The following is a 20,253-nucleotide window of genomic DNA, read 5'->3' on the forward strand; positions in this document are numbered from 1 at the left end:
CAAAACTTATTTAGACCAGGGCTTCGACGCACTCCAACTGGATGATCTCTTCAAAGCTGTCCTTGAGAATGGCAAGGCCCTGCTCAAGAACGGAGGTTTCAATCGTAAGTGGAGGCATCAGCTTGGCAACCTCGTCATGCGGGCCAGATGTCTCCATGATGACGCCCCGCTTGAAGGCAGCGGCGCTCAGTTGACCGGCCAGCTTCGGCTCGTCGAAGGAAATGCCTTGAATCAGGCCTTTGCCTTTCTTGTGCGCTTTCGCCTCAGGGTGAGCCATAATAAGTCCGTTCAGCGCGTCTTCGATCCGTTTGGCTTTGTCGGCCAATTCTTTCTCGAACGTCCCGGACTCCCAATAGGCAAGCGCCTCGGCAGCAGCGACAAAACCAAGATTATTCCCTCGGAAGGTGCCGTTATGCTCGCCGGGATGCCACAGGTCGTATTCCGGCTTGATCAGAGTCAGCGCCATCGGCAGCCCGTAACCGCCAATGGATTTGGACAGGCAGACAATATCGGGATTCAACCCTGCTTCTTCAAAGCTGAAGAACGTGCCCGTACGGCCGCAGCCCATCTGCACATCATCGACAATCAGCAGGATATCCCTCGCCAGGCACAGAGCTTGAATCTGCTTCAGCCATTCCGTGCTGGCCACATTCAGTCCACCTTCGCCCTGAACCGTCTCCAGAATAATCGCTGCCGGCAGATCGAAGCCGCTGCCCGGATCATCCAGGTATTTATCCAGCATCTCCACCGTGTTGACCCCGTCTCCGAAATAACCGTCATAAGGCATAAAACTCGTGTTGGGCAGATCAACGCCCGCCCCTTTGCGCTTGAACGCATTGCCTGTCGCGGCAAGCGATCCCAGACTCATGCCGTGAAACGCATTGGTGAAGCAGACGATCGTTCTGCGCCCGGTAACTTTGCGGGCAATCTTCATGGCACTCTCAACTGAGTTCGTGCCCGTGGGGCCTGGAAACATAATCTTATAGTCAAGTCCGCGCGGTTGCAGGATCGATGCCGTAAACCGCTTCAGGAACGTCTCTTTTGCTTTTGTCGCCATATCCAGGCTGTGGGTCACACCGTCTTCCAATAAATAATCAACCAGTCTGCTGCGGATAGCCGGATTGTTATGTCCGTAATTCAGCGCTCCCGCGCCGGCAAAAAAATCGATATATTCCCTGCCTTCAATATCCCAAATCTTGGCGTTTCGGGCTTTATCGAATACCGCCTCGAAGCTGCGGCAATAACTGCGTACCTCTGATTCCATCTTATTGAATACCTTCAAGTCGCCTGCATCCTTCTTCATTGCACTCACCGAATCACTCCTATGATTTATTCGTTAAAGGTCCCACCCGAAGAAGCAGCTCAGGTTCATGGCCGGAGCCCTCGGGGAAATAACTCACCGGATAATATTCGGATAGTTGACAGTGTGCGCTTCTCTCCTCGCCGAGCCCTGTAAACAGGCGGCGCGAAGCAATGTTATCCGGTCCGATCGTAGCTTCCACGAAGCGTATCCCATTATTCTCTTCCCGGTTCAACAGCTCGCGGAGCATTTCTTTCGCCAGTCCCTTGCCCCGCTGAGAGCTGTCTACGGCCGCCTGCCAGACGAACAGTGTATCCGGCAGGTCGGGCCTGCGGTAGGCGGACATGTATCCTACGATCACGTCCTGCTGGAGAGCAATCACGCACGTATCGCGAAAAATATCGCACAGCATGATGTAGCTGTATACCGAGTTCAGATCCAGCGTGCCCACCCTCTTCACAAGCTCCCAGACCTGCGTGCCATCGGAGGCCGACGGTTTCCGCAGTACCGGCTTATCTATAGTCGGATGGTTTGCCATCATCTTCACCCCTAGTCTGCATCATGGATTGGAAGCGGCGCCGACAAATCGTCCAAGGAAGGACTGGAGGCGTTCGCTTTGACAATTCTCGAAAATCTGTTCCGGCGTTCCCTGTTCCACAATGCGGCCTTCCGCGCCAAAGATGACCCGGTCTGCCACATCGCGGGCAAACTCCATCTCATGTGTGATCAGCAGCATCGCCATCTCGCCCTCGTCGGCGATTTCCCGGATGACTTCAAGCACTTCTCCCACCAGCTCCGGATCAAGCGCGGAGGTCACCTCGTCAAATACCATCACCTTGGGCTGCATCACCAAAGCGCGGGCAATCGCAACACGCTGCTTCTGTCCCCCGGAGAGCTGGGAAGGATAAACATCCAGCTTCTCCTCAAGCCCGACCTTGCGCAGCATTGTAACAGCGCGATCATGCGCTTCTTCTTTGGACAAGCCCAGCACGCTGCGCGGAGCCATTGTGACATTGCGCAGCACATTCATATGCGGAAACAGATTGAAATGCTGAAAAATCATTCCCACCTTGCCCCGCATCCGGTGCAGATGCTTCTCGCCCGCACGGATGAGCTTGCCTTTGTCTTCCGTATGCCACAGCAGCTCGCCATCCAGCTCAATGGTACCGCTGGTGGGCTCCTCCAGCGTCATCAGGAGACGGCCAAGCGTGGTTTTGCCCGAACCGCTGGGTCCGATCATGGCGATTTTCTCGCCCGGGTAAAGCTCCAGGTCCACACCTTTGATGACCTCCAGGTCGCCAAAGGATTTGGTGATATTGTTGTATTTTACAATCGGCTCGAGACCGGCGAAGCGCTCGCTCCAGGCTTCCCCGGACTCCAGCATTTCCTGTTTTTCCAGTTGCATCGTCAAATCTCCTTATCCTGCATATTTCCCGTTAAGCTTCTTCTCCAGGAGCCGTACAAGATAGGTCATAATCAGGCTTATGATCAGGAATAACACACCGACCACCGTATACGGCTCAAACACCCGATAGGATTCGGAAGCGGCATTCTTCGCGGTAAGCAGCAGCTCAACCAGCGTGATAGCCATTAATATCGGCGTTTCCTTGAAAATTACGATCAGGTAATTGCCCATTACCGGCACAACCGGACGGATCGCCTGGGGCAGAATAATTTTGGTCCAGGTTTGCGTTTTGGTAAAATTCAGCGCATTCGCCGCTTCCCATTGTCCCTGGGGCACCCCGTCGATACCAGAGCGGTATACCTCTGACAAGTACGTACTGTAATGAACGCCCAGCCCGATTACCCCCGTCCAGAACGCCGAAATGGACGCCGAAGGAAACAGCATGGGCAGAATATAAAATAATGAAAACACCTGCACAAGCAGCGGCGTGCTGCGGATAAATTCCACGATCGCCCTTATCGTATAGCGCAATACGGCGAATCTGGATCTAAGTCCGATCGCAAGCAGGAGACCCAGCAGCGCCGCCACGACAAACCCGCTTAATGTCGCATACATCGTTACCCGCAGTGCGCTTAGTAGCTGGGGCAATAAATCCCAAACATACTCCCATTTCCACATGTCTCATTCACCTCCAAGCCGCAAATTTGCGCTCCAGCAGCCGGATCGTGATCGTGATGCAGGCGGAAAAGGCAAAATAGATCACCAGCAGCAGAACAAATATCTGCGGCGTCCATGATAGATAGTTATTGCGCAAAATCATGGCTTCATAAGTCAAATCGCTCAGCGTAATAAAATAAACCAGCGATGTCGATTTCAGCAGCTCAATCAGTAAATTTCCGAAAGGCGGCAGCATTCGTGCAATCGCCTGGGGAATAATAATGCGCCACATCCGCTGAAGCGGCGTCAGATTAAGGGCGACCGAAGCTTCATATTGGCCGGAAGGAACAGCCAGTATGGAGCTCCGCACGATTTCCGAGCCGTATGCCCCGTAATTCAAGCCGATGGCAAGCACCGCCGTCACCATTTTGTTAAGCTCTATTCCCGCAAACGGAAGCGCGAAGTAGATCCAGAACATCAGTACCAGAAGCGAAGAAGCCCGAAAAAAGTCCACATAGACGCGGGAAACCCCGCGTACCAGCGCATAACCGGATACCCGGCCAAGGCCCGCCGCCGCCGAAACAATCAATGCGACAATCCCCGCCAATACCGTTACTTGAATCGTAATCTTCGCGCCTTCGTAGAGAAGCGGAAACATCGCCGACCAGGTCGGGTCCATGATTATCCCTCACACAGCTGACTGGATGTCATGTCCCCAGGCAGTTCCTGCTCGGTGAAACCGAATTGCTTAAGAATCTCCAGCAGCTCGCCGGATTCCTTCATCTTCTCAAGCTCTGCATTATACGCCTCCTGGAAGGAGGTATCGTCCGGGCGGAAGGCGGTAGCGCCATAACCCGTTACCTCTTTACCATCCACAAGAGGCTGCTCAAAGTCCATAACCCGCTCCAGATTACTGTCTTTGGCACTGTCCAGTCTGGACTGCAAAGCAGGCCCGGTCATGGTCATGGCATCGACGCGTCCGGATTGCAATGCGCTGATTGCCGCATCCTGGTCCGGCACAATAATCATCTGATTATCAGGGATGCCCGATGCCTTCAAATAATCCAGCTCGACTGCCCCTGCCATAACGGCAACCTTGGCTTTAGCGTTATCGGCGATAGATTTGTAACTTGTAAGCTTCAGCGGATTCCCCTGTTTAACCGCAATCGCTGCTCCGATACTGTATTCGGGATTGGCGAACAGCACGGCTTCGCAGCGTTTCGGGTTAATGAACATGCCCGCTGTAATCATATCGAAGCGTTTGGCTTGAAGGCCCGCAATCAGCGAGGTAAACTCGGTCAGCTCGCCTTTCATTTCTTTAATGCCCAGTCGTTCCAAAATGACCCTGGCGATCTCAACGGCCTCGCCGGTCAGCTTCCCGTCGGCATCTTTATACGCATATGGGTTCTCGTTGGCAAATCCAATCGTCACAGACCCTTTCTTTTGCGCATCCGCTAACGTACCTGTCGCTTCGCTGTTCCCCCCTGAAGCATTAGCGTTGTTATTGGCCGGTACCGACCCATTTCCGTTGTTTCCGGCATCCGGAGTGTTGTTGTTCTGACCACATGCGGCCAACAATAACATTGGCAGCAATACGACTATTGCCCAACCTTTCTTCAAAAGCTTACACAACCCTTCGTCTATTTATTAAGAATACTTATATAAGGCTAACATCTTTCATCCACGAGGTCATTTCCAGTAATCTGGGATAAATTTGCTTATTTTTGCCTCTCGCAGCCAGAGCCGCCCCCATCAGGCAGATCCTCCTTATTCCTCCCCGATGATGCCCTATCGTCCCTGAAATGAAGTTTTACATAATCGGTCATCTATGTTAAATAAACAATTATTATAATTTAAATCGCTATTTTTCGTCATTTTATAAATAAACTTTGTTTATATTATCGAAAAATGATGGATTCCCAGGGAAAACGCCAAAAAAACCGCCTTTTCGCAACGAGGCGACAAAAAGGCGGTAGACAGTACGAATTAAATGAAGTTCCATGCGTCGTTTGGTTGAAGCTTGATTGGTTTTTCATGTTTTTAAACAGGCTTCCACTAATAATCCGTCGATCTTCACTCCAAAGAGTTGAACTGACTGGCAGGATAGTGTGAAAGTTATTGATTATTGATGACCGAATAACAGCGACAAGCGATAAGACAACCATAATTTCAATAGTTGTTTTATCGCCTTAATACTAATTAGGAATTTTAGTCGGATCAAATCCTAGAGGGAATATCTCTTCAAAGCGGTCCTTTTTCTCGTAAAGGTTATACCACGTATCAGCGATGACATCCGGATCGCCTGCTGTTCCGGCTTGAATCATAGTGCCGATCGAAAGATGTCCGACAAATACGCCTTTCTCTTTCAACTCCTGGTGCAGATTTGTAGCATAGTTACGAATACCCGACATCACGATACCTCCATTCCCGACAAAAGGTAATGGGAACATTGCGGATAAACCTGTTGTAAATAGAATTGCACCTGACCCGTTATTGATCATAGTTGGTAATACTTCATTGACCGAGAGAACGGCAGGTAGCAAATAACTGTTTATTTGTTCTAATACAGTATCAGGCGTGGTTTCTAACACGTTAGTGAATTTGTCCCAGCCAGCATAAGGGCTGAATTCTAACACATCGATGGAACCAAAGTCTTGTTTAGCCGCTTGTAAGGCTTGCTTTAGTGCAGACAAATCCGTGACATCAGTAACATACGACTTCGCTTCAATGTTTAAATTTTTGAGATCATTTTCGATTTTTGCCAATTTCTCAGGGTTACGTGCAATAGCAGCTACTTTGAAGCCATTACTCCCAAACTTCTTCGCGAGCGACAATCCTAAACCTGGTCCAGCACCAATTATTGCAATCGTTTTCATTATCTTAAACTCCCTTCAGTAATTGCACTGTTTTGTTATAAAACATTTGATAACAGACCCTTGACGATTCATAAATGCAAAAATCAATTTTTCTTTCACAACCTCCTCAGGAGTGATATATTAAATAAACAAGTGTTGCGTTAAAAGAAATATACACCCAACGAATTATCGTAACAACCTACAATCTTGTACGGATGTTGCTACAACAACAAGATCGATAAAGTGTTGGGTAAGGAGGAAGTTATGGCGAATAAAGTAATGAACATACGCATGACACATACAAAACAGTCCTTAATAAATTCTTTTCTTCATTTGGTTGCCTATAAAGATTTTGAAAAAATAACGATAGCGGATATCACATCAAGTGCACAAGTTAATCGTGCTACTTTCTATGCACACTTTAATGATAAATACGAACTGCTAGACTATATTATGGGAGACTCCGCCTCAACTGCCATCGAAAACCGCACTGCCGGCGTAGTGAAGTGCGATCAAGACAGCATCAATCAACTCGTTCTAGCGGTTTGCGATTTTTATCAAGTACCGAACATCCAATGTCGCAGCAGCTATCTAGGCTTAGTTGTACCGCAATTAAAAGAAAAGATTACAAATGAGTTGAAAGCCTATTTGTCCAAGAGCTTGGACCACATTTATACAGAAACTGAGAAGAATATGTATGTGGCTATTTTTGCACAAATCATCCATGAAGGTGCCTATCAATGGGCTTCTGGAAACATCACTATGAATAAAGAGGAGGTTGCTAAGAAAGTGGCATTAATAGTAGTAGGAGGACTCGGTCTTTCAAATTAACGTCAAGCTCTCTAACGGCGAACGATATCACAATAAAATATCAACTGATCATGTCGATAGTCTTAACAAATTACTTATTCAAACTATAATAATTTTCCAGGAGGGATCATGTTGCAGCAGCTCTTTAACGATATGATTAAGCAGGACGTGAAGCCGTTCTTTGCCAAGCATGGCTTTGCAAAGAAGAGTTTGAATTTCAATAAGAAAGCAGAAAACCTCATCTACATGTTCAATTTCCAAAAATCCTCCGGCAATTCAGCAGACCATGTCATGTTTTATGTGAACTGCGGTATTTATTCAGCGGAGTTGGCACAGATACAATCGAGGGAAATCCTAAAGGCACCCTCAGAAGTGGATTGTCACTTCAGAGCAAGAATCGGGGAAATTGCCGCGTCTGTTCCAGACCGATTTTCAATTACTCCTGATACGAACATGGAGGATTTAAGAACAGCGCTGCTACGTGGACTAGAAGAAGTTATTCATTTCTATGACACGATGACCAGCGCCAGATCCATTGTTGATTATTACACGGCAGGTCCATTTTTACATCTGGGGGAAGAAAGCTTTCAATTGCTGTTACAATCCAATGATGTAGCAGAAGCTGAACATTATTTGAAAGCTCTGCAGGAAAAGTACGGAACCGAACAGAGATGGGCTATATTTGAAAATAAATACGAGACCATCTTCAATAAATACGGAGTGGAGTTTGAGAAGCGATAAGAAGTCACTTATAAGTTAAACAGGAGGAGTTGCAATGCTGCTGAAAGATACAGATCAACTGGACGATCTCAAGGATTTCCTAATCAACTGGTACGGAAGATATGACAGCTCGAGCGGTATGCCGGCAGATGAGATTCCAGTATATTTGCCAAAGGCGTTGCATGAATTATATGCGTTTGCAGGACGCTGGAAAGATGGTTCGGATGATCACCTCGATAACTCTCCCGAGATATTTCAACAGCAGGATTGTCTTTATTCGGCGGAACAACTAAAGAAGGATCAGGATAAGGTTACGTTTCTTGAAGAAAATCAAGCCAACTGGACTTGCCAAGTGGAGGCCGGCAACAACGATTCTCCTGTCTACTGCGACGAGCGTTTGCTTTGGGATGACTGTGCAGAGGGACCTATCATTGTACATGACTCTTTATATCATTTTCTGAAAAGTTTTTGTTTACAGGAGGTTGTTTTTGGCTGCAAACATCTTTATCTAGTAGAAGGAAAATTAGATATACAGATATTGTTTGATACGCCGATTGAAGATGTGTGGCTTCATGGATATTATATTAGCCCCAAAGAAGAGGGGCCAACTCATTCCTTTTACCGTTGCGGGGACGTACTTGCCATGGAGCGCTATGGTGACTTTTGGTTAGGATCCAACAGCGATTTACCTGCTGTCTTGAATGATCGTGTCCCGTCTTCAATCAAACTGAGAAAGATAAAACCGGATTAAGACGGTCATGAACAAAATAGAAGAAGAGGATCCCTGTCCATTATGACATGTAGAATGCGAAGTACAGAGATGGGACGATGACAACGGATAGAACCGCTTTATATGTAGAGTATAAACCGCTGCTTGGCAGAATCGCATATGCGGTCTGGGTGCCATCCCTTGGAGAAAAGCAAGGATTCGTCCGCTGCCGATAATCGTAGCTTCATACATACATGGATTCAACTACAATTGAAATAGGAGCAGATTGTCTAAACGATCTGCTCCATATTTAATAACAATTGTGAGTTGTCATTTATTTCATCGTTCTACATAATCAGAAACTTTCGGTTGTTTTTCGAAAGATGGTTAGATATCGAGTTTGCGTGTGCCGATCCATTTCACCATTTCGGGATCTCGATGGGAGAAGAACAGGCTCTGTTTCGTATCTAGCGCAGTAATCGACTCCATATCCTCCTGGCTTAATTCAAAATCAAAGATGTTAAAGTTCTCAATAATTCTTTCTTTGCGAACTGATTTTGGAATCACAACGACATCTCTTTGGATCAGCCAACGTAAAACCACCTGGGCAACGGATTTATTATGCTTTTCAGCTATGGCTAACAATTCCTTATTCTGGAACAAGTTATTTTTCCCTTCAGCAAAAGGCGCCCAGGATTCAATCTGAACATGGTTCTCTTTCATGAATGCCGCGCTTTCGATTTGCTGGTTGAACGGATGCGTTTCAACCTGGTTTATGGCGGGAACGATTTCATTATGAAGGATTAAATCGATCAGACGATCCGTATGGAAGTTGCTTACGCCAATTGCACGGACCTTTCCTTTACGATACAATTCCTCCATAGCGCGCCAGGAACCGTACACATCGCCAAATGGCTGATGGATTAAATACAAATCCAACGAATCCAGTTGCAATCTTTCCAGCGATTTTTCAAATGCTCTTATCGTGCTGTCGTAACCTGCATCCTGAACCCAAAGTTTCGTCGTGATGAATAATTCCTTTCTTGCCACCCCACTGCGTTTAATCGCTCGGCCAACTGCTTCTTCATTCAGATAAGAGGCAGCCGTATCAATCAATCGATAACCAGCCATAATAGCGTCATAAACGCTTTGTTCACACTCATTATGATCTGCAATCTGAAAAACGCCAAAACCAAGTATAGGCATCTCAACGCCATTATTTAAAATAACTTTTTGCATATAAAATCCTCCTGTTTGTAACTATTTGTGTATCGGTGGAATCTTATCCTTGCCTAACTTACGTCGCAGCCCGCTTCCCTTATTATGTACCTGATGAATAAGAGACCGTTAACTCATTCGTCTCTAATCATTGCCTAATCCTCTCACTAATACTTATGCAGCAAATAAATATGGATTATAATCGAACTATAGAACGGTCCAAATAGGGGAGGCCAAATGTCTGAAATAATCATTAACCAGCAGAATGAACTCGCCAAAATCATTGAGCGCTATGCCGTAACGGATGGCGTTCACCCAACTGGTATTCCGTCCTTGTACTTCATGCGTGCCTCGAATGCATATGAGCCAAGGCACGGAATTTACAAGCCTTCCTTATGTATGGTGGTCCAAGGGACGAAGGAAGTATGGCTTGCACAGGAGCGTTATCTATATGGTCCGTCCGATTACCTTGTTGTATCCGTTCACTTGCCAGTTATCGCCCAAGTTACTGAAGCCACTCCGGATGTTCCCTATTTGGGGTTCAAACTTGAATTTACAACGAGTCAAATTTTAGAGGTTTTACATGAATCTGATCATCGAGTTACTCCGATAGAGAATCCAAAGAGGGCTATGTTTGTCAGTCAAATGGAGACGTCTTTGTTGGATGCAATTACCAGGTTAGCTCGTTTGTTGGATCGTCCCAGGGATATTCCTGTTCTTGCTCCATTATTTACGAAGGAAATTATCTACAAAGTACTTCAAGGCAAAAATGGAGTTGTTTTGGCGCAAATTGCAATGGAAGGAAGTTCGACCCTTCAAATTAAAGATGTTATTGATCAAATCATGAATCATTATGATCGTTCTTTCCGGATTGAGGAACTTGCCGAAATCGCGAATATGAGTGTCTCTTCGTTTCATCGGCACTTTAAAGAAGTAACCGCCATGAGCCCGATTCAATTTCAAAAACATCTGAGACTCCAGGAAGCCCGGCGGCTGCTATTAACCGAATCCTCAGATGCCACTGATGTGGCATTTCGAGTAGGCTATGAAAGCCCCTCGCAATTCAGTCGGGAATACTCCCGAATGTTTGGCTTTCCCCCTAGACAAGATATCAAGCGCTTGAAAACTTAGCGAGGCAAAAATAACACGAAACAAGTTTTGCATATGCAGGCAAAGGAAAACCTTCCATGCGATTATGGAAGGTTTTTTCTTCTGATATAGGACTCCAAGCTGGATCTGGGACATTGGTTGGGCCAAATGAGTCAAAATCCTAAGCGGCAGCACCCTTGTCCCACTCGGCCGACGCCGTATGCAAAGGACACCCTCGAAAGGAACAAATGATCCAAACAAAATAACATATAAACCGGGAATGAGAAAGAAGAGCCAGCATAAACAGCCCGTAAAACCCGCCTGGCCGGTTTCCGGACTGTAATAGATTCGGCTCAATATATACTATATAAATTTACTTAAATGGTATTTAAATCTATTTAATCATTCATACGAAGTTATCTGCTCTCATATTTCAGGACCGCACGGGTCCATCGATCGACGACAAAGGTTCGTCTTGGCATACGCATGGGAGGCTTCTGCTGCGGCTGCAGAGAAATCAGTTCACCGGTAAGGCGGTGCTGGGCTCCCCGCTTGCGCAGAACCTGCTTGGAACGGAAGAGAACCATTTTTACCGCTGGGACGGTACAGTCCAATTCGTCTGCTATATCCTGATACGAATAACGAAAAACTTCGGCAAGCAGCAGCATCTCTACCTCACGCTCCGATAGATGCTCCGCCACCCATTCCAATATGCCCCGTACAGAGGCGTAATTGTGGTCGTTGTATGCTTGCTCGCCCGCTTCATCCAAAGGCACCATTATGCCCCGGCGCCGGCGATACGTGTCGATATGGACATTTCGGGCTATTTTATACAGCAATGATCGGGGATACCGGAACTCTCCTTTGCTGCGGTAATGCTTAAAGGCACGAAGCAGCGTTTCCTGGCGCAAATCCTCCGCTTCCCATTTGCAACCCGTTAAATAGAAACAATAAGTCCGCAAATGATTCAGATGCGGGGTAATGATGTCTTCAAATTTAACCCACGGCTTCATGCACACGGCCTCCTCACTGTTTATGACAGTGTAGCAGGCAATTATGAAATCAATATGAAACCTGGATGAAAATCTTAAAACATATCTATTGAGAATAAATCTCATTTATAAGATATAATCATAACGTAGACCCCAATAAGCCCAAATAGGGAAGGCAGGTTTGTAGCAGAATGGACATGCATGATCAGTTGGAGTCATGGAATCATGCTCATTGTAAAATTTTTGATATTCGCCGCATCAAGATGAACGCGGATGAATCCATAGCTTCATACCTCGCTCCTGCCAGTTTTTTTCTGATGTCTGTTCAAGGAAGCGCGCAACTCCTTCTGGACGGCACAGGCTACAATGCCAGAAGCTTCAAGATCTTTCATGCCGGAAAAGGTACACGAATGGATATTTGCGCCGGCCTGGAAGGATTTGAATATTATATCGTTTATTATAAAGCCAGCATACCGCTGCCTGCCCGACAGAAAATAACCGATCTGGTGGAGCGGGTCCAGCCCTTTCACGTCCAGTACAGCTTTGTGCCTGCTAATCCGGTTGCCCTATATCGCTGCCTGACAGACATGCTTAAGGAGTGGCAATCTGCCGACTCCCTGGGCCGGCTGCGCGTGAGGGCGCTGCTCCACCAATTTGTTTATGATTTGTTGAAACAAATGCAGTTGCAGGGTGTGCGTCCAGAGAAGCGCGATCTAGCTGCCCAGATCATCTCCATTATTCATGAGCGGTATGCGGAGGCCATTACGTTAGAGTCATTATCCGAAAGCTTGAATTACAGCATTCCGCATTTATCCTCTTACTTCAAAAGCCGGACGGGTCTTAGTCCCATTGATTATTTGATCAAAGTACGCATTGACAAGGCAGCAGCGCTTCTGCTTGATACCGATGCCGCTCTAAGAGAAATCGCTGCAGGCGTTGGCTATCAGGATCCCTATTACTTAGGAAGACTTTTCAAAAAATACAAAGGCCTTTCACCGGCAAACTACAAATTGGAACACTCGAGTAAACGCAGGCTAGAAGATTATCCTTCCATCAGCATGAGATCCTCCATTGTCTCCCGGAAATCACTCCGCTATACTAATGTTAATGATAATCATTATCAACATGATGGAGAGGGAGAACTACCCATGGCTAGAGGATTCAGACCGTCCGTAGGGGCGGTGTTCGTATTAACTTTCATGCTATTGTTGAGCGCTTGCGGGGGAGAAAGCACAGCGAAAACGAATGGCTCATCAACAAAAACGAATGACCCGTCAACAAAGACGGCGGCTCCTCCCACTGAGCAACCGCAAACTAAAACGATTTCAACGGTTGCCGGTGAGATCGAAGTTCCGCTGCATCCCAAGCGCATCGTAGCAGGCGAATACTTGGGAAGTCTGATTGCGCTGGGCATTGTCCCTGTCGGAACATCCAATCATCATATTAAGAATCCTTATTTCGGCGATGCTCTGAAGGGCGTCGAGGATATCGGGGAAGGGAACGGCAACATGGAGAAAATCCTGGAGATGGACCCTGATCTTATTATAATGGATGACACCTATGCTGAAATGAATGAACAGCTGCCCAAAATCGCACCGACCGTTATCATTCCTTTTGCATCACTGAAGACCGTCCACGAGGAACTTACCTATTTTGGCAAACTGCTCGGAAAGGAACGGGAGGCAGAGCTTTGGCTCGCTGATTATGACCGCCGCATTGCCGCAGCCAAACAAAAAGTATTGAAGGTCGTGCCGGCCGATAGCACGATTTCCATTCTGGAAGTCATGAATAAAGACATTTCCGCGGTTGGAGCAAACTACGGCAAAGGCGGACAAGCGATTTACGGAGGATTAGGCTTCAAGCCGCCTGCTGCCGTCAGGGATGAACTGAATGATCCAGGCTGGGCCTCCATATCCGCTGAGGCATTGCCTAAATATGCGGGGGATTACATGATCCTGACTTCCGATTCGCATACCCTTGAGGATCTGAAAGCTGATCCGATTTGGAGCTCACTGGATGCGGTCAAGAAGGATAGAGTATATGTATGGGGAAGCGACCGTTCATGGTACTGGGATCCGATAGCCATACTCAGCCAGACGGAAGAATTGGCGGACTGGCTGGCTGGCAGCTGACCGAGCTGCTCTGACTTAGGCCTTACTTAGAAAGCTGTTTGTTCAATAACGAAGGCAAAATGGACTATCCATTTGTTGCCTTCGTTATTTTCATTTTCTGGTGGATAACGTCCGGGCCAGTAGAGTTATCGGTCAATGAAGAGAAAAAAAACATGTTGAAACAGGCTGTATGTCTGAATTAAAGTAGATAAAACTGCCTTTGATAAATGTTTCATGAATGACAAACAGACAGGAGCAGCTTGCGATGAGTGAGAACGCCATAAATGTAAATATTGTTTTATATACGATGTGTCTGGTGCAGGACGGGGACAAGGTGCTGCTCCTCAACAGGCCGGATAAACGCGGATTCCCAGGGTGGATCGGGCCCGGCGGCAAGGTCGACTTCCCCGAAAGTCTGACGGAAGGTGCCATTCGCGAGGTTTGGGAAGAGACGGGCCTTCGGGTAGGGAATCTTGTTTACAAGGGACTGGATGAATTTGTGGATATGGAGAAGCAGCTGCGGTATATGGTTTTTAATTACGTGGCAACATCCTTCGAGGGCGAGCTGCTGCGCAATCCCCCGGAAGGGGAATTGCGGTGGATACCGGTCAGCGAAGCCGCGGACTATCCCATGCAGCCCTGGTTCAGGCGCAGACTGCCGCTTTTTTTCGCAGAAGGGACTTTCGAGATATACGAACGCTGGGAGTTGGGAGAGCAGATCCGGCTGAGCATAAGCCGCATCTAGCCGGCGGAGAAGCCGGCCCTGCTCTGGGCTTGGCAGACAATATGGCGGTTTATGCGTCACTCGACGATCCATTTCTGCGGGCCGCGGTCCGCTTCTGCCAGATCATAAACAACCGGATGCATAAGGTGACCCAGCAGGCGCTGACCCAGTAGCCGCCAATCACGTCGGATGGGTAATGAACCCCGAGATAGATCCGGGAAAGGCCGATGCCCAGAACCATGCACAGGCTGAATAGGATCAAAGCAATCCTCCACCCTCTGGATGGCAGATGCCGCCACAGCAGGTACGTTAGAATCCCATACAGGCTGAACGCCGACATGGAATGACCGCTTGGAAAGCTGAAGCCCGCTTCCGTCACGATCCGGTGAATATCCGGCCGCGCACGTTGATACAGAGACTTCAGAGTTGCGTTGAGCAGCCACGAACCCAGCAGGGTACCCACGAACAATATGATTTCCCTGCGGTGCTTGAGTACGATTGCAAGCACAACGGCGATCGACAGCGCTAGCGGAATCGTCACCGAGGATGACCCAATGAAAGACAGCGTTTTGGCGATCCGGGTGAAATAATCATTCTCCCAGCCCTGCACGGTATGTATGATCGAGAGGTCAAACTCCCTTATGCTGTCTCTTTGAACGAGCAGGGACAATCCTCCGAATCCGGCCAAAGCCAGCAGCAACAATAGTACCCACATTTGTTTCTTTCCTCTCTTTCAGCTGTTACAGCACGCCGAGGATCCAGCCTTCCAGCGGGACAACCTCCGAAATTTGCTGCGGCGTGAGCGTCGCCAGCCGCATATACTGGTGCAGCCCGCCCGTTCTGTCCTGCTCCTGGAGCCACATGGATATGGCATAAGCATCCCGCTCGTCCCGCTTGGCAAGCTCGCCGGGGTATGAATAACGGTTGTACAGCAGCGATGGATAAACCTCCGCAATCACGCTCATTTGAGAGGGCGGCGAAAGCCCGTCATAAGGCCATATATGCACGACATCGCTGAACTCTCGGCGAAGATCATAGATCCACGGAAGACCCGCATGCGTGGAGAACGCCACGGAAATCAGCGTCGGATTCAAATGAAGCACGCTCTTTGCGGAAGAGGTAAATTTCTCCGTCAGCCTCAGCTCGGTTGGATTGGGGTACGGCAGCATGGGAGAAGAAATCGCCGAAACCGGTTTCTCCCGTGCCTCACCCCAATGCTGATCGAAATGCTGCAGAAAATCCAGCCATGAATACAGCGCCGGCTTATGCGGAAGCTCCCCGCGGAAATAGGATAAAGGAAAAGAGAAGCCATGATCCATACCCGCAATCATGGTCCCCCGCCTGCCTTCCCGCTGCTCCCTGAGCAGGCCCGCCAGATAAGCATAACATCCCTGTCGCGACCAGCTCCTGCTGCCTAGCGCGCGGCGGGGTTCACCTCTTTCGTCCGCCTCGAATATCTGAATGGAGGTATGCTTCTGCCTGGGCGAAGCTTTGCCCGAATAATCGATCCCCACATAGTAGTCGAACATGCACGGCCTTCCCCCTCTGCGATTATTCAGCGAAATCAATATAAATGGCCGATTTATCGTCCGATTTCTTAACCCGGGGAAATGCCGTACAGTCCGGATCGGACTCCTCAAGAGCGATCAGCCATTCGATATACGGCTGGAGGCCCATCTCCTTAACCCGGACGGCAACCGCAAGCGCCCCCTCGCGATCGGACTCGCCCGCCCTTGTAGGGATGTACAAACCATCGGACAGCAATAGAAGCGATACCACACCGGTTCGGCTAATGCGCCCGTATTCCGCATATTCCACAAAATCCGGCTCGCCGTTCAGTACAGCATAACCTCCGGGCGAGTTGGCGAGTGCCCGTCCCACTATAATTTGCGGCTTGGCATAAGCCCACAGCTCGTCCCTTGTGTTTAATCCCGATGCCACGCCTTGCGCCCAGACCTCTTTGGTCCTGTCGTCAACAGGTGCCAGCTGATCATGCGTGACGATCCTTATCGAGCCGTCCTCATAATAAGCCGCCAGCATGCAATCTCCGGCATGGGCATAGGCGATGCCATGCTCTTCGACATGGATCAGAACGGCGCAGGCGCTCCACAGCTCTTCCTTCTGCTGCGGACGTATGCCTGCTTCAACCATTCGTCCCCGCAGCAGCCGGTTCCCTTCCTCAAGCAAGCCCAGCGGCGAAAGCCTGCCGGCATCTTGCGCCATGGCGTCGCAGGTTTGGGCAATCAGCTGCGCAGCCAGATAACCCCCGGTCTCTCCTCCCGCTCCGGTATAAGGAACAAGCGATGTGGCTCCATCCACAACGCCGAATACCCCGGCGGATTCATTGATGATCAGCGCATCTTCATTCCATGGGCTGACGCCTTTAACGGACAGACTCGTTATTTTCACATTCTACTCCTCCCATCAAATCTCCTAAAAACCATTATGGCTGACAATCCTGCGGCATACAAGCCTTGACCTGGCTGCCTCATCAGCGCCATTCCATGATGATGGGCCGGAACCACTCGACTTTTTTATTCATTGCCTATATGATGGTTTCGATACATACAGCACCTATTCCATGCTTGTTAAGGAGGGCAATAGAATGAAGACACTGTCGGAAATCCATATCCGGGACCCGTTCATTCTGCCTGTGAAGGAAGAGGGCGAAGGCGTCTATTATTTGTACGGGACCACCGGGAAAACCGCCTGGTCGGGACAGCCCAGCGGCTTTAATGTTTACCGGAGCCGCGATCTTGTGAATTGGGACGGCCCGGCCCCTGCATTCCGGCCTGATGACGATTTCTGGTCAGACCACCATTATTGGGCCCCTGAAGTGCATCATTACGGCAATCATTATTACATGCTGGCTTCCTTCAAGGCCGAAGGCATCTCGCGGGCAACGCAGATTCTTATCGCGGAGCATCCGCAAGGCCCCTTCCGTCCGCATGGACAGGGGCCTGTCACACCTGCGGATTGGGAATGCCTGGACGGCACTTTATTTCTCGACGACGCCGGCAGTCCCTGGATGGTTTTCTGCCGGGAATGGCTGCAGGTGACAGATGGCGAAATGTACGCGGTCCGCTTGACGGCGGAGCTGGATGGAACCATTGGCGAACCGCAGCTGCTTTTTCATGCATCGGAAGCGCCCTGGTCGGTCGGCAGCCCCAAGGGTGAATATGTGACCGACGGCCCTTTCTTGCACCGACTGGAAGACGGCGGCCTCGTCATGCTCTGGTCGAGCCAGGGCAGCCAGGGATATGCGATGGGACTTGCCCGTTCGCAGAGCGGCAGCATCGCCGGGCCCTGGACGCAGGACGCCGAGCCGTTATTTGCCAAGGATGGCGGCCATGGCATGCTGTTCCGCGATTTCAGCGACCGGCTGCTGCTTACTATCCATACGCCGAATTCCCATCCCGACGAGCGTCCGGTTATTATTGAAGTGAAGGAAGAGAACCGCACGCTCGTAATCCGGGATCAAGGGGATGAATACCTGCACCGATGACAACCAGCCGCTTATTCTTAAGGCAGCAAATAAAATGATAAAGAACCGATCCTTATAAGGATCGGTTGAATGGAAGGAAGATGAAGGTTGGCACAGCACCGCCGTTTACTGACTGACCGGGATTTCGAGGAGGCGCTGGAGCGCCAATTCCGCATCCGCGTTTTTCAGGATGACCATATTGTCGATACCGGAGGAGTCATCGTCCGTTTCGACGAGCAGACCGTCGTGATTCAATCCAGTGTCAGCGATGTTGCTTATCATTCCCGAACAGGCTGCGAGTTTTTTGAGCTGCGCAAACGCTAGCTTAAAGCGGCCGCAATAATACCACTTCTTTACGCTGCGCGGTCAGGAACCGTGGTCAGAAGCTGAAAATCAGCTCCATTGGACGCCACAGCTCCTGGCCGGATTCGGCATTTTCCCAGGGTACAAAATGAGGCTCCATCGTTGAATGCCAGTTATCCGGCGTATTGCTTGTATCGAGAAGTCCTTTCCTTGGCGTGCCGCTTACTGCCGCAGGAAGCTCCTGATAAGAGAACAGCAGCGTACCGAAGGAACCGATGATATAGGTTTTGTTGAAACCTTCCGGCTTCTCTTCCTGCAGCTGGTAATGATAGAACACATAAGAAGCGAATTGCTCCGGCTTCAGCATCGCCACCGATCCCACGCGCTTCTCCACCGTACGTCCCCCGCGCCAGGACTGCGGATCCTCCGGCACCCCGTCATGAAATATATCGATCATGGGAACCGCCGTGAGTCCCGCGTCTTTACCCGGCCAGGCTTCCAGCCACTCATCTGCTTCCGGTCCCCACTCGAATGTATAATCACCGCCAGCCGTCTCATAGTAGAGACATACCTCTGCTTCTGCGGCAAACACAGAGAAGGTCTGCACCCCCTCCCGCTCAAGCGATGCCCGCAGCGCAGGTCCCTGCTCCTGCAGAATACGCTGCAAGGGCGCAAATCCTCCGGGCCTCAGCACAGAATAGGCTAATTGTCTTCTCATCCCCGCATTCCTCCCAATGATTTACCAGAACAGCTCCCTATGTCCTCTCAGCTTGCAGATCGCCTCCGCAAAGAAATAGTCGCCATAGATCAAAGGCACATTCACATGCGCCCGCTTCGGATAATTGGCGGTTGCAAAGCGCAGCAAACCTTCTTCTCCAGCATCATCCCATGCCCCGCAGCGCTGGTCCAGCTTGCTCAGCATGCCTGCGGCCGCATCCCGGTAGAACCCGGATTCGCCTGCAGGCACGAGCAGAGCGATTTCCAGCATCCCGCTTGCCGCGCAGGCAGCGGAGCTTGAATCCATCCCCATTCCTTCCTCAAGGGGAGCGCGAAAATCATAAGGCGGCAGTCCATCCTCCGGCAGATGGGAAAGAAACATCTCTGCCGTCCGCTTAGCGGAATCCAGATACCGGCTCTCTCCCGTATACCGGGCGCCAAGGGCCATTCCGTACAGCGCCCAGGCAGCTCCGCGGGCCCAGGCCGAATCGGCCGCATATCCCTGACCGGCAATCGTTTCCAGCCGCTGCCCCGTCTCCGGATCAAAGCTTGCGATATGACAGGAAGACCCGTCCGGACGGATCAGCTCCCGCAGCGCCATATCCGAATGCTCCATCGCTACATGGCGGTAGCGGGGATCACCGGTCTCTTCGCTCGCCCAATACAATAATCCGAGATTCATCAGGCAGTCGATGATCGCCCAGCCCGTCCGCTCCGGCTGATTCCAGGCGCGGATAAATTTCCCCCTGGCGTTATAGCGGCCCATCAGATGGCTCGCCGCTGTTAAAGCCCGGCGCCTGGAATCGGGCTCGCCGAGAAGCTTGTACCGCGCCACCGATGTCAGGCTCCACATAAAGCCGACATCGTGATGCAAAGGCTCATACTCCTGAAGCGGAGCATCCATCTTGCTTTCGACCGAAGCTGCCAGGCCTGCCAGCCGCTGATCCCCGGTCTCCCGGTAAATCAGCCATAACAGCCCCGGCCAAAAACCATTCGTCCACCAGTCCGCCAGCTCATTATTATATTGTCCATCAATCGAAGCATAGGGGAACGAGTCCCCGATTCTCCGGCTCGTAAGATCGACCTTGGCGATGATTTGCCGCCACTTGTCCTCAGCCCATTGCAGCTGCATCTCTTCCTGATTCAACACTGCTCCCCC

General features: G+C 49.7%; 22 protein-coding genes. 8 read left to right on the plus strand and 14 right to left on the minus strand.

Annotated elements, in window-relative coordinates; translation table 11 throughout:
* Positions 1 to 10: 10 nt before the first annotated feature.
* The 7 genes from ectB to IEY46_RS21820 form a co-directional block, all read right to left on the minus strand.
* Complete coding sequence (gene ectB, locus IEY46_RS21790; protein ID WP_188996092.1) at positions 11 to 1,303, minus strand: diaminobutyrate--2-oxoglutarate transaminase; 1,293 nt, start codon at positions 1,301 to 1,303, stop codon at positions 11 to 13.
* A 19-nt stretch (positions 1,304 to 1,322) separates the two neighbouring features.
* Positions 1,323 to 1,838, minus strand: coding sequence for a diaminobutyrate acetyltransferase (gene ectA / locus IEY46_RS21795; RefSeq protein ID WP_188994977.1), 516 nt, complete (start codon positions 1,836 to 1,838; stop codon positions 1,323 to 1,325).
* Between the two features lie 21 nt (positions 1,839 to 1,859).
* On the minus strand, positions 1,860 to 2,684 hold the full coding sequence (gene ehuA / locus IEY46_RS21800; RefSeq protein ID WP_188996094.1) for an ectoine/hydroxyectoine ABC transporter ATP-binding protein EhuA: 825 nt from the start codon (positions 2,682 to 2,684) through the stop codon (positions 1,860 to 1,862).
* A 33-nt stretch (positions 2,685 to 2,717) separates the two neighbouring features.
* Entirely contained in the window at positions 2,718 to 3,383 is a 666-nt protein-coding gene (gene ehuD, locus IEY46_RS21805; RefSeq protein WP_188994979.1) for an ectoine/hydroxyectoine ABC transporter permease subunit EhuD, read from the minus strand.
* 7 nt (positions 3,384 to 3,390) lie between these two features.
* Positions 3,391 to 4,041 (minus strand): ectoine/hydroxyectoine ABC transporter permease subunit EhuC, encoded by a 651-nt coding sequence (gene ehuC, locus IEY46_RS21810; RefSeq protein WP_188994981.1) that lies wholly within the window; start codon positions 4,039 to 4,041, stop codon positions 3,391 to 3,393.
* A gap of 2 nt (positions 4,042 to 4,043) precedes the next feature.
* Complete coding sequence (gene ehuB / locus IEY46_RS21815; RefSeq protein ID WP_188996096.1) at positions 4,044 to 4,946, minus strand: ectoine/hydroxyectoine ABC transporter substrate-binding protein EhuB; 903 nt, start codon at positions 4,944 to 4,946, stop codon at positions 4,044 to 4,046.
* Positions 4,947 to 5,557: 611 nt separating this feature from the next.
* Positions 5,558 to 6,238, minus strand: a complete 681-nt coding sequence (locus IEY46_RS21820; RefSeq protein WP_188994983.1) for an SDR family NAD(P)-dependent oxidoreductase — start codon at positions 6,236 to 6,238, stop codon at positions 5,558 to 5,560.
* Positions 6,239 to 6,481: 243 nt separating this feature from the next.
* Between IEY46_RS21820 and IEY46_RS21825 the strand changes: the two genes are divergently transcribed.
* The 3 genes from IEY46_RS21825 to IEY46_RS21835 all read left to right on the plus strand — a co-directional run bounded on the left by IEY46_RS21825 (position 6,482) and on the right by IEY46_RS21835 (position 8,498).
* A complete protein-coding gene (locus IEY46_RS21825; RefSeq protein WP_188994985.1) occupies positions 6,482 to 7,048 on the plus strand; it encodes a TetR family transcriptional regulator in 567 nt (188 codons plus the stop codon).
* Between the two features lie 108 nt (positions 7,049 to 7,156).
* Positions 7,157 to 7,768, plus strand: a complete 612-nt coding sequence (locus IEY46_RS21830) for a DUF4304 domain-containing protein (RefSeq protein ID WP_188994987.1) — start codon at positions 7,157 to 7,159, stop codon at positions 7,766 to 7,768.
* Positions 7,769 to 7,802: 34 nt separating this feature from the next.
* Entirely contained in the window at positions 7,803 to 8,498 is a 696-nt protein-coding gene (locus IEY46_RS21835; RefSeq protein WP_188994989.1) for a hypothetical protein, read from the plus strand.
* Positions 8,499 to 8,843: 345 nt separating this feature from the next.
* Here IEY46_RS21835 and IEY46_RS21840 read toward each other — a convergent pair whose 3' ends face one another.
* Positions 8,844 to 9,695, minus strand: a complete 852-nt coding sequence (locus tag IEY46_RS21840) for an aldo/keto reductase (protein WP_188994991.1) — start codon at positions 9,693 to 9,695, stop codon at positions 8,844 to 8,846.
* A gap of 216 nt (positions 9,696 to 9,911) precedes the next feature.
* On the opposite strand from IEY46_RS21840, the gene IEY46_RS21845 reads away from it, so the two are divergent.
* Positions 9,912 to 10,805 carry an AraC family transcriptional regulator gene (locus IEY46_RS21845; protein WP_188994993.1) on the plus strand — a complete coding sequence of 298 codons (894 nt, stop codon included), beginning with the start codon at positions 9,912 to 9,914 and terminating at the stop codon, positions 10,803 to 10,805.
* Between the two features lie 374 nt (positions 10,806 to 11,179).
* On the opposite strand, the gene IEY46_RS21850 is transcribed toward IEY46_RS21845, so the two are convergent.
* Entirely contained in the window at positions 11,180 to 11,776 is a 597-nt protein-coding gene (locus tag IEY46_RS21850; protein ID WP_188994995.1) for an RNA polymerase sigma factor, read from the minus strand.
* A gap of 170 nt (positions 11,777 to 11,946) precedes the next feature.
* Between IEY46_RS21850 and IEY46_RS21855 the strand changes: the two genes are divergently transcribed.
* Together IEY46_RS21855 and IEY46_RS21860 are read left to right on the plus strand one after the other, a co-directional pair.
* Entirely contained in the window at positions 11,947 to 13,887 is a 1,941-nt protein-coding gene (locus IEY46_RS21855) for an AraC family transcriptional regulator (protein ID WP_188994997.1), read from the plus strand.
* 244 nt (positions 13,888 to 14,131) lie between these two features.
* The gene (locus IEY46_RS21860) at positions 14,132 to 14,611 is read left to right on the plus strand and encodes an 8-oxo-dGTP diphosphatase (RefSeq protein ID WP_188996099.1); all 480 of its coding nucleotides are present in this window, start codon (positions 14,132 to 14,134) and stop codon (positions 14,609 to 14,611) included.
* A gap of 49 nt (positions 14,612 to 14,660) precedes the next feature.
* On the opposite strand, the gene IEY46_RS21865 is transcribed toward IEY46_RS21860, so the two are convergent.
* From IEY46_RS21865 to IEY46_RS21875, 3 genes are read right to left on the minus strand one after another with little or no spacing between them, the layout of a single operon-like run.
* Positions 14,661 to 15,305 (minus strand): phosphatase PAP2 family protein, encoded by a 645-nt coding sequence (locus IEY46_RS21865; RefSeq protein WP_188994999.1) that lies wholly within the window; start codon positions 15,303 to 15,305, stop codon positions 14,661 to 14,663.
* Between the two features lie 25 nt (positions 15,306 to 15,330).
* On the minus strand, positions 15,331 to 16,119 hold the full coding sequence (locus IEY46_RS21870; RefSeq protein WP_188995001.1) for a hypothetical protein: 789 nt from the start codon (positions 16,117 to 16,119) through the stop codon (positions 15,331 to 15,333).
* Positions 16,120 to 16,141: 22 nt separating this feature from the next.
* Positions 16,142 to 16,999, minus strand: a complete 858-nt coding sequence (locus tag IEY46_RS21875) for a protein phosphatase 2C domain-containing protein (RefSeq protein ID WP_188995003.1) — start codon at positions 16,997 to 16,999, stop codon at positions 16,142 to 16,144.
* Positions 17,000 to 17,195: 196 nt separating this feature from the next.
* Here IEY46_RS21875 and IEY46_RS21880 point away from each other — a divergent pair, with 196 nt between their 5' ends.
* Together IEY46_RS21880 and IEY46_RS21885 are read left to right on the plus strand one after the other, a co-directional pair.
* Positions 17,196 to 18,095, plus strand: a complete 900-nt coding sequence (locus IEY46_RS21880) for a glycoside hydrolase family 43 protein (protein ID WP_188995005.1) — start codon at positions 17,196 to 17,198, stop codon at positions 18,093 to 18,095.
* 87 nt (positions 18,096 to 18,182) lie between these two features.
* Positions 18,183 to 18,398 (plus strand): hypothetical protein, encoded by a 216-nt coding sequence (locus IEY46_RS21885; RefSeq protein ID WP_188995007.1) that lies wholly within the window; start codon positions 18,183 to 18,185, stop codon positions 18,396 to 18,398.
* 55 nt (positions 18,399 to 18,453) lie between these two features.
* Here the strand turns inward: IEY46_RS21885 and IEY46_RS21890 are convergent, their stop codons facing one another.
* Both IEY46_RS21890 and IEY46_RS21895 read right to left on the minus strand, forming a co-directional pair.
* A complete protein-coding gene (locus tag IEY46_RS21890) occupies positions 18,454 to 19,095 on the minus strand; it encodes a hypothetical protein (protein WP_188995009.1) in 642 nt (213 codons plus the stop codon).
* 21 nt (positions 19,096 to 19,116) lie between these two features.
* Positions 19,117 to 20,244: a glycoside hydrolase family 88 protein gene (locus tag IEY46_RS21895; RefSeq protein WP_229750457.1), complete on the minus strand. Its 1,128-nt coding sequence runs from the start codon at positions 20,242 to 20,244 to the stop codon at positions 19,117 to 19,119.
* Between the last annotated feature and the right edge of the window lie 9 nt (positions 20,245 to 20,253).

This window comes from Paenibacillus nasutitermitis (assembly GCF_014641075.1).
GTDB classification, from domain to species: domain Bacteria; phylum Bacillota; class Bacilli; order Paenibacillales; family Paenibacillaceae; genus Paenibacillus_Z; species Paenibacillus_Z nasutitermitis.

Coding starts and splice junctions, on each gene's coding strand:
- ectB (WP_188996092.1), bottom strand. CDS start 1,303: ATGAAGAAGGATGCAGGCGACTTGAAGGTATTCAATAAGATGGAATCA.
- ectA (WP_188994977.1), bottom strand. CDS start 1,838: ATGGCAAACCATCCGACTATAGATAAGCCGGTACTGCGGAAACCGTCG.
- ehuA (WP_188996094.1), bottom strand. CDS start 2,684: ATGCTGGAGTCCGGGGAAGCCTGGAGCGAGCGCTTCGCCGGTCTCGAG.
- ehuD (WP_188994979.1), bottom strand. CDS start 3,383: ATGTGGAAATGGGAGTATGTTTGGGATTTATTGCCCCAGCTACTAAGC.
- ehuC (WP_188994981.1), bottom strand. CDS start 4,041: ATGGACCCGACCTGGTCGGCGATGTTTCCGCTTCTCTACGAAGGCGCG.
- ehuB (WP_188996096.1), bottom strand. CDS start 4,946: ATGTTATTGTTGGCCGCATGTGGTCAGAACAACAACACTCCGGATGCC.
- IEY46_RS21820 (WP_188994983.1), bottom strand. CDS start 6,238: ATGAAAACGATTGCAATAATTGGTGCTGGACCAGGTTTAGGATTGTCG.
- IEY46_RS21825 (WP_188994985.1), top strand. CDS start 6,482: ATGGCGAATAAAGTAATGAACATACGCATGACACATACAAAACAGTCC.
- IEY46_RS21830 (WP_188994987.1), top strand. CDS start 7,157: ATGTTGCAGCAGCTCTTTAACGATATGATTAAGCAGGACGTGAAGCCG.
- IEY46_RS21835 (WP_188994989.1), top strand. CDS start 7,803: ATGCTGCTGAAAGATACAGATCAACTGGACGATCTCAAGGATTTCCTA.
- IEY46_RS21840 (WP_188994991.1), bottom strand. CDS start 9,695: ATGCAAAAAGTTATTTTAAATAATGGCGTTGAGATGCCTATACTTGGT.
- IEY46_RS21845 (WP_188994993.1), top strand. CDS start 9,912: ATGTCTGAAATAATCATTAACCAGCAGAATGAACTCGCCAAAATCATT.
- IEY46_RS21850 (WP_188994995.1), bottom strand. CDS start 11,776: ATGAAGCCGTGGGTTAAATTTGAAGACATCATTACCCCGCATCTGAAT.
- IEY46_RS21855 (WP_188994997.1), top strand. CDS start 11,947: ATGGACATGCATGATCAGTTGGAGTCATGGAATCATGCTCATTGTAAA.
- IEY46_RS21860 (WP_188996099.1), top strand. CDS start 14,132: ATGAGTGAGAACGCCATAAATGTAAATATTGTTTTATATACGATGTGT.
- IEY46_RS21865 (WP_188994999.1), bottom strand. CDS start 15,305: ATGTGGGTACTATTGTTGCTGCTGGCTTTGGCCGGATTCGGAGGATTG.
- IEY46_RS21870 (WP_188995001.1), bottom strand. CDS start 16,119: ATGTTCGACTACTATGTGGGGATCGATTATTCGGGCAAAGCTTCGCCC.
- IEY46_RS21880 (WP_188995005.1), top strand. CDS start 17,196: ATGAAGACACTGTCGGAAATCCATATCCGGGACCCGTTCATTCTGCCT.
- IEY46_RS21890 (WP_188995009.1), bottom strand. CDS start 19,095: ATGAGAAGACAATTAGCCTATTCTGTGCTGAGGCCCGGAGGATTTGCG.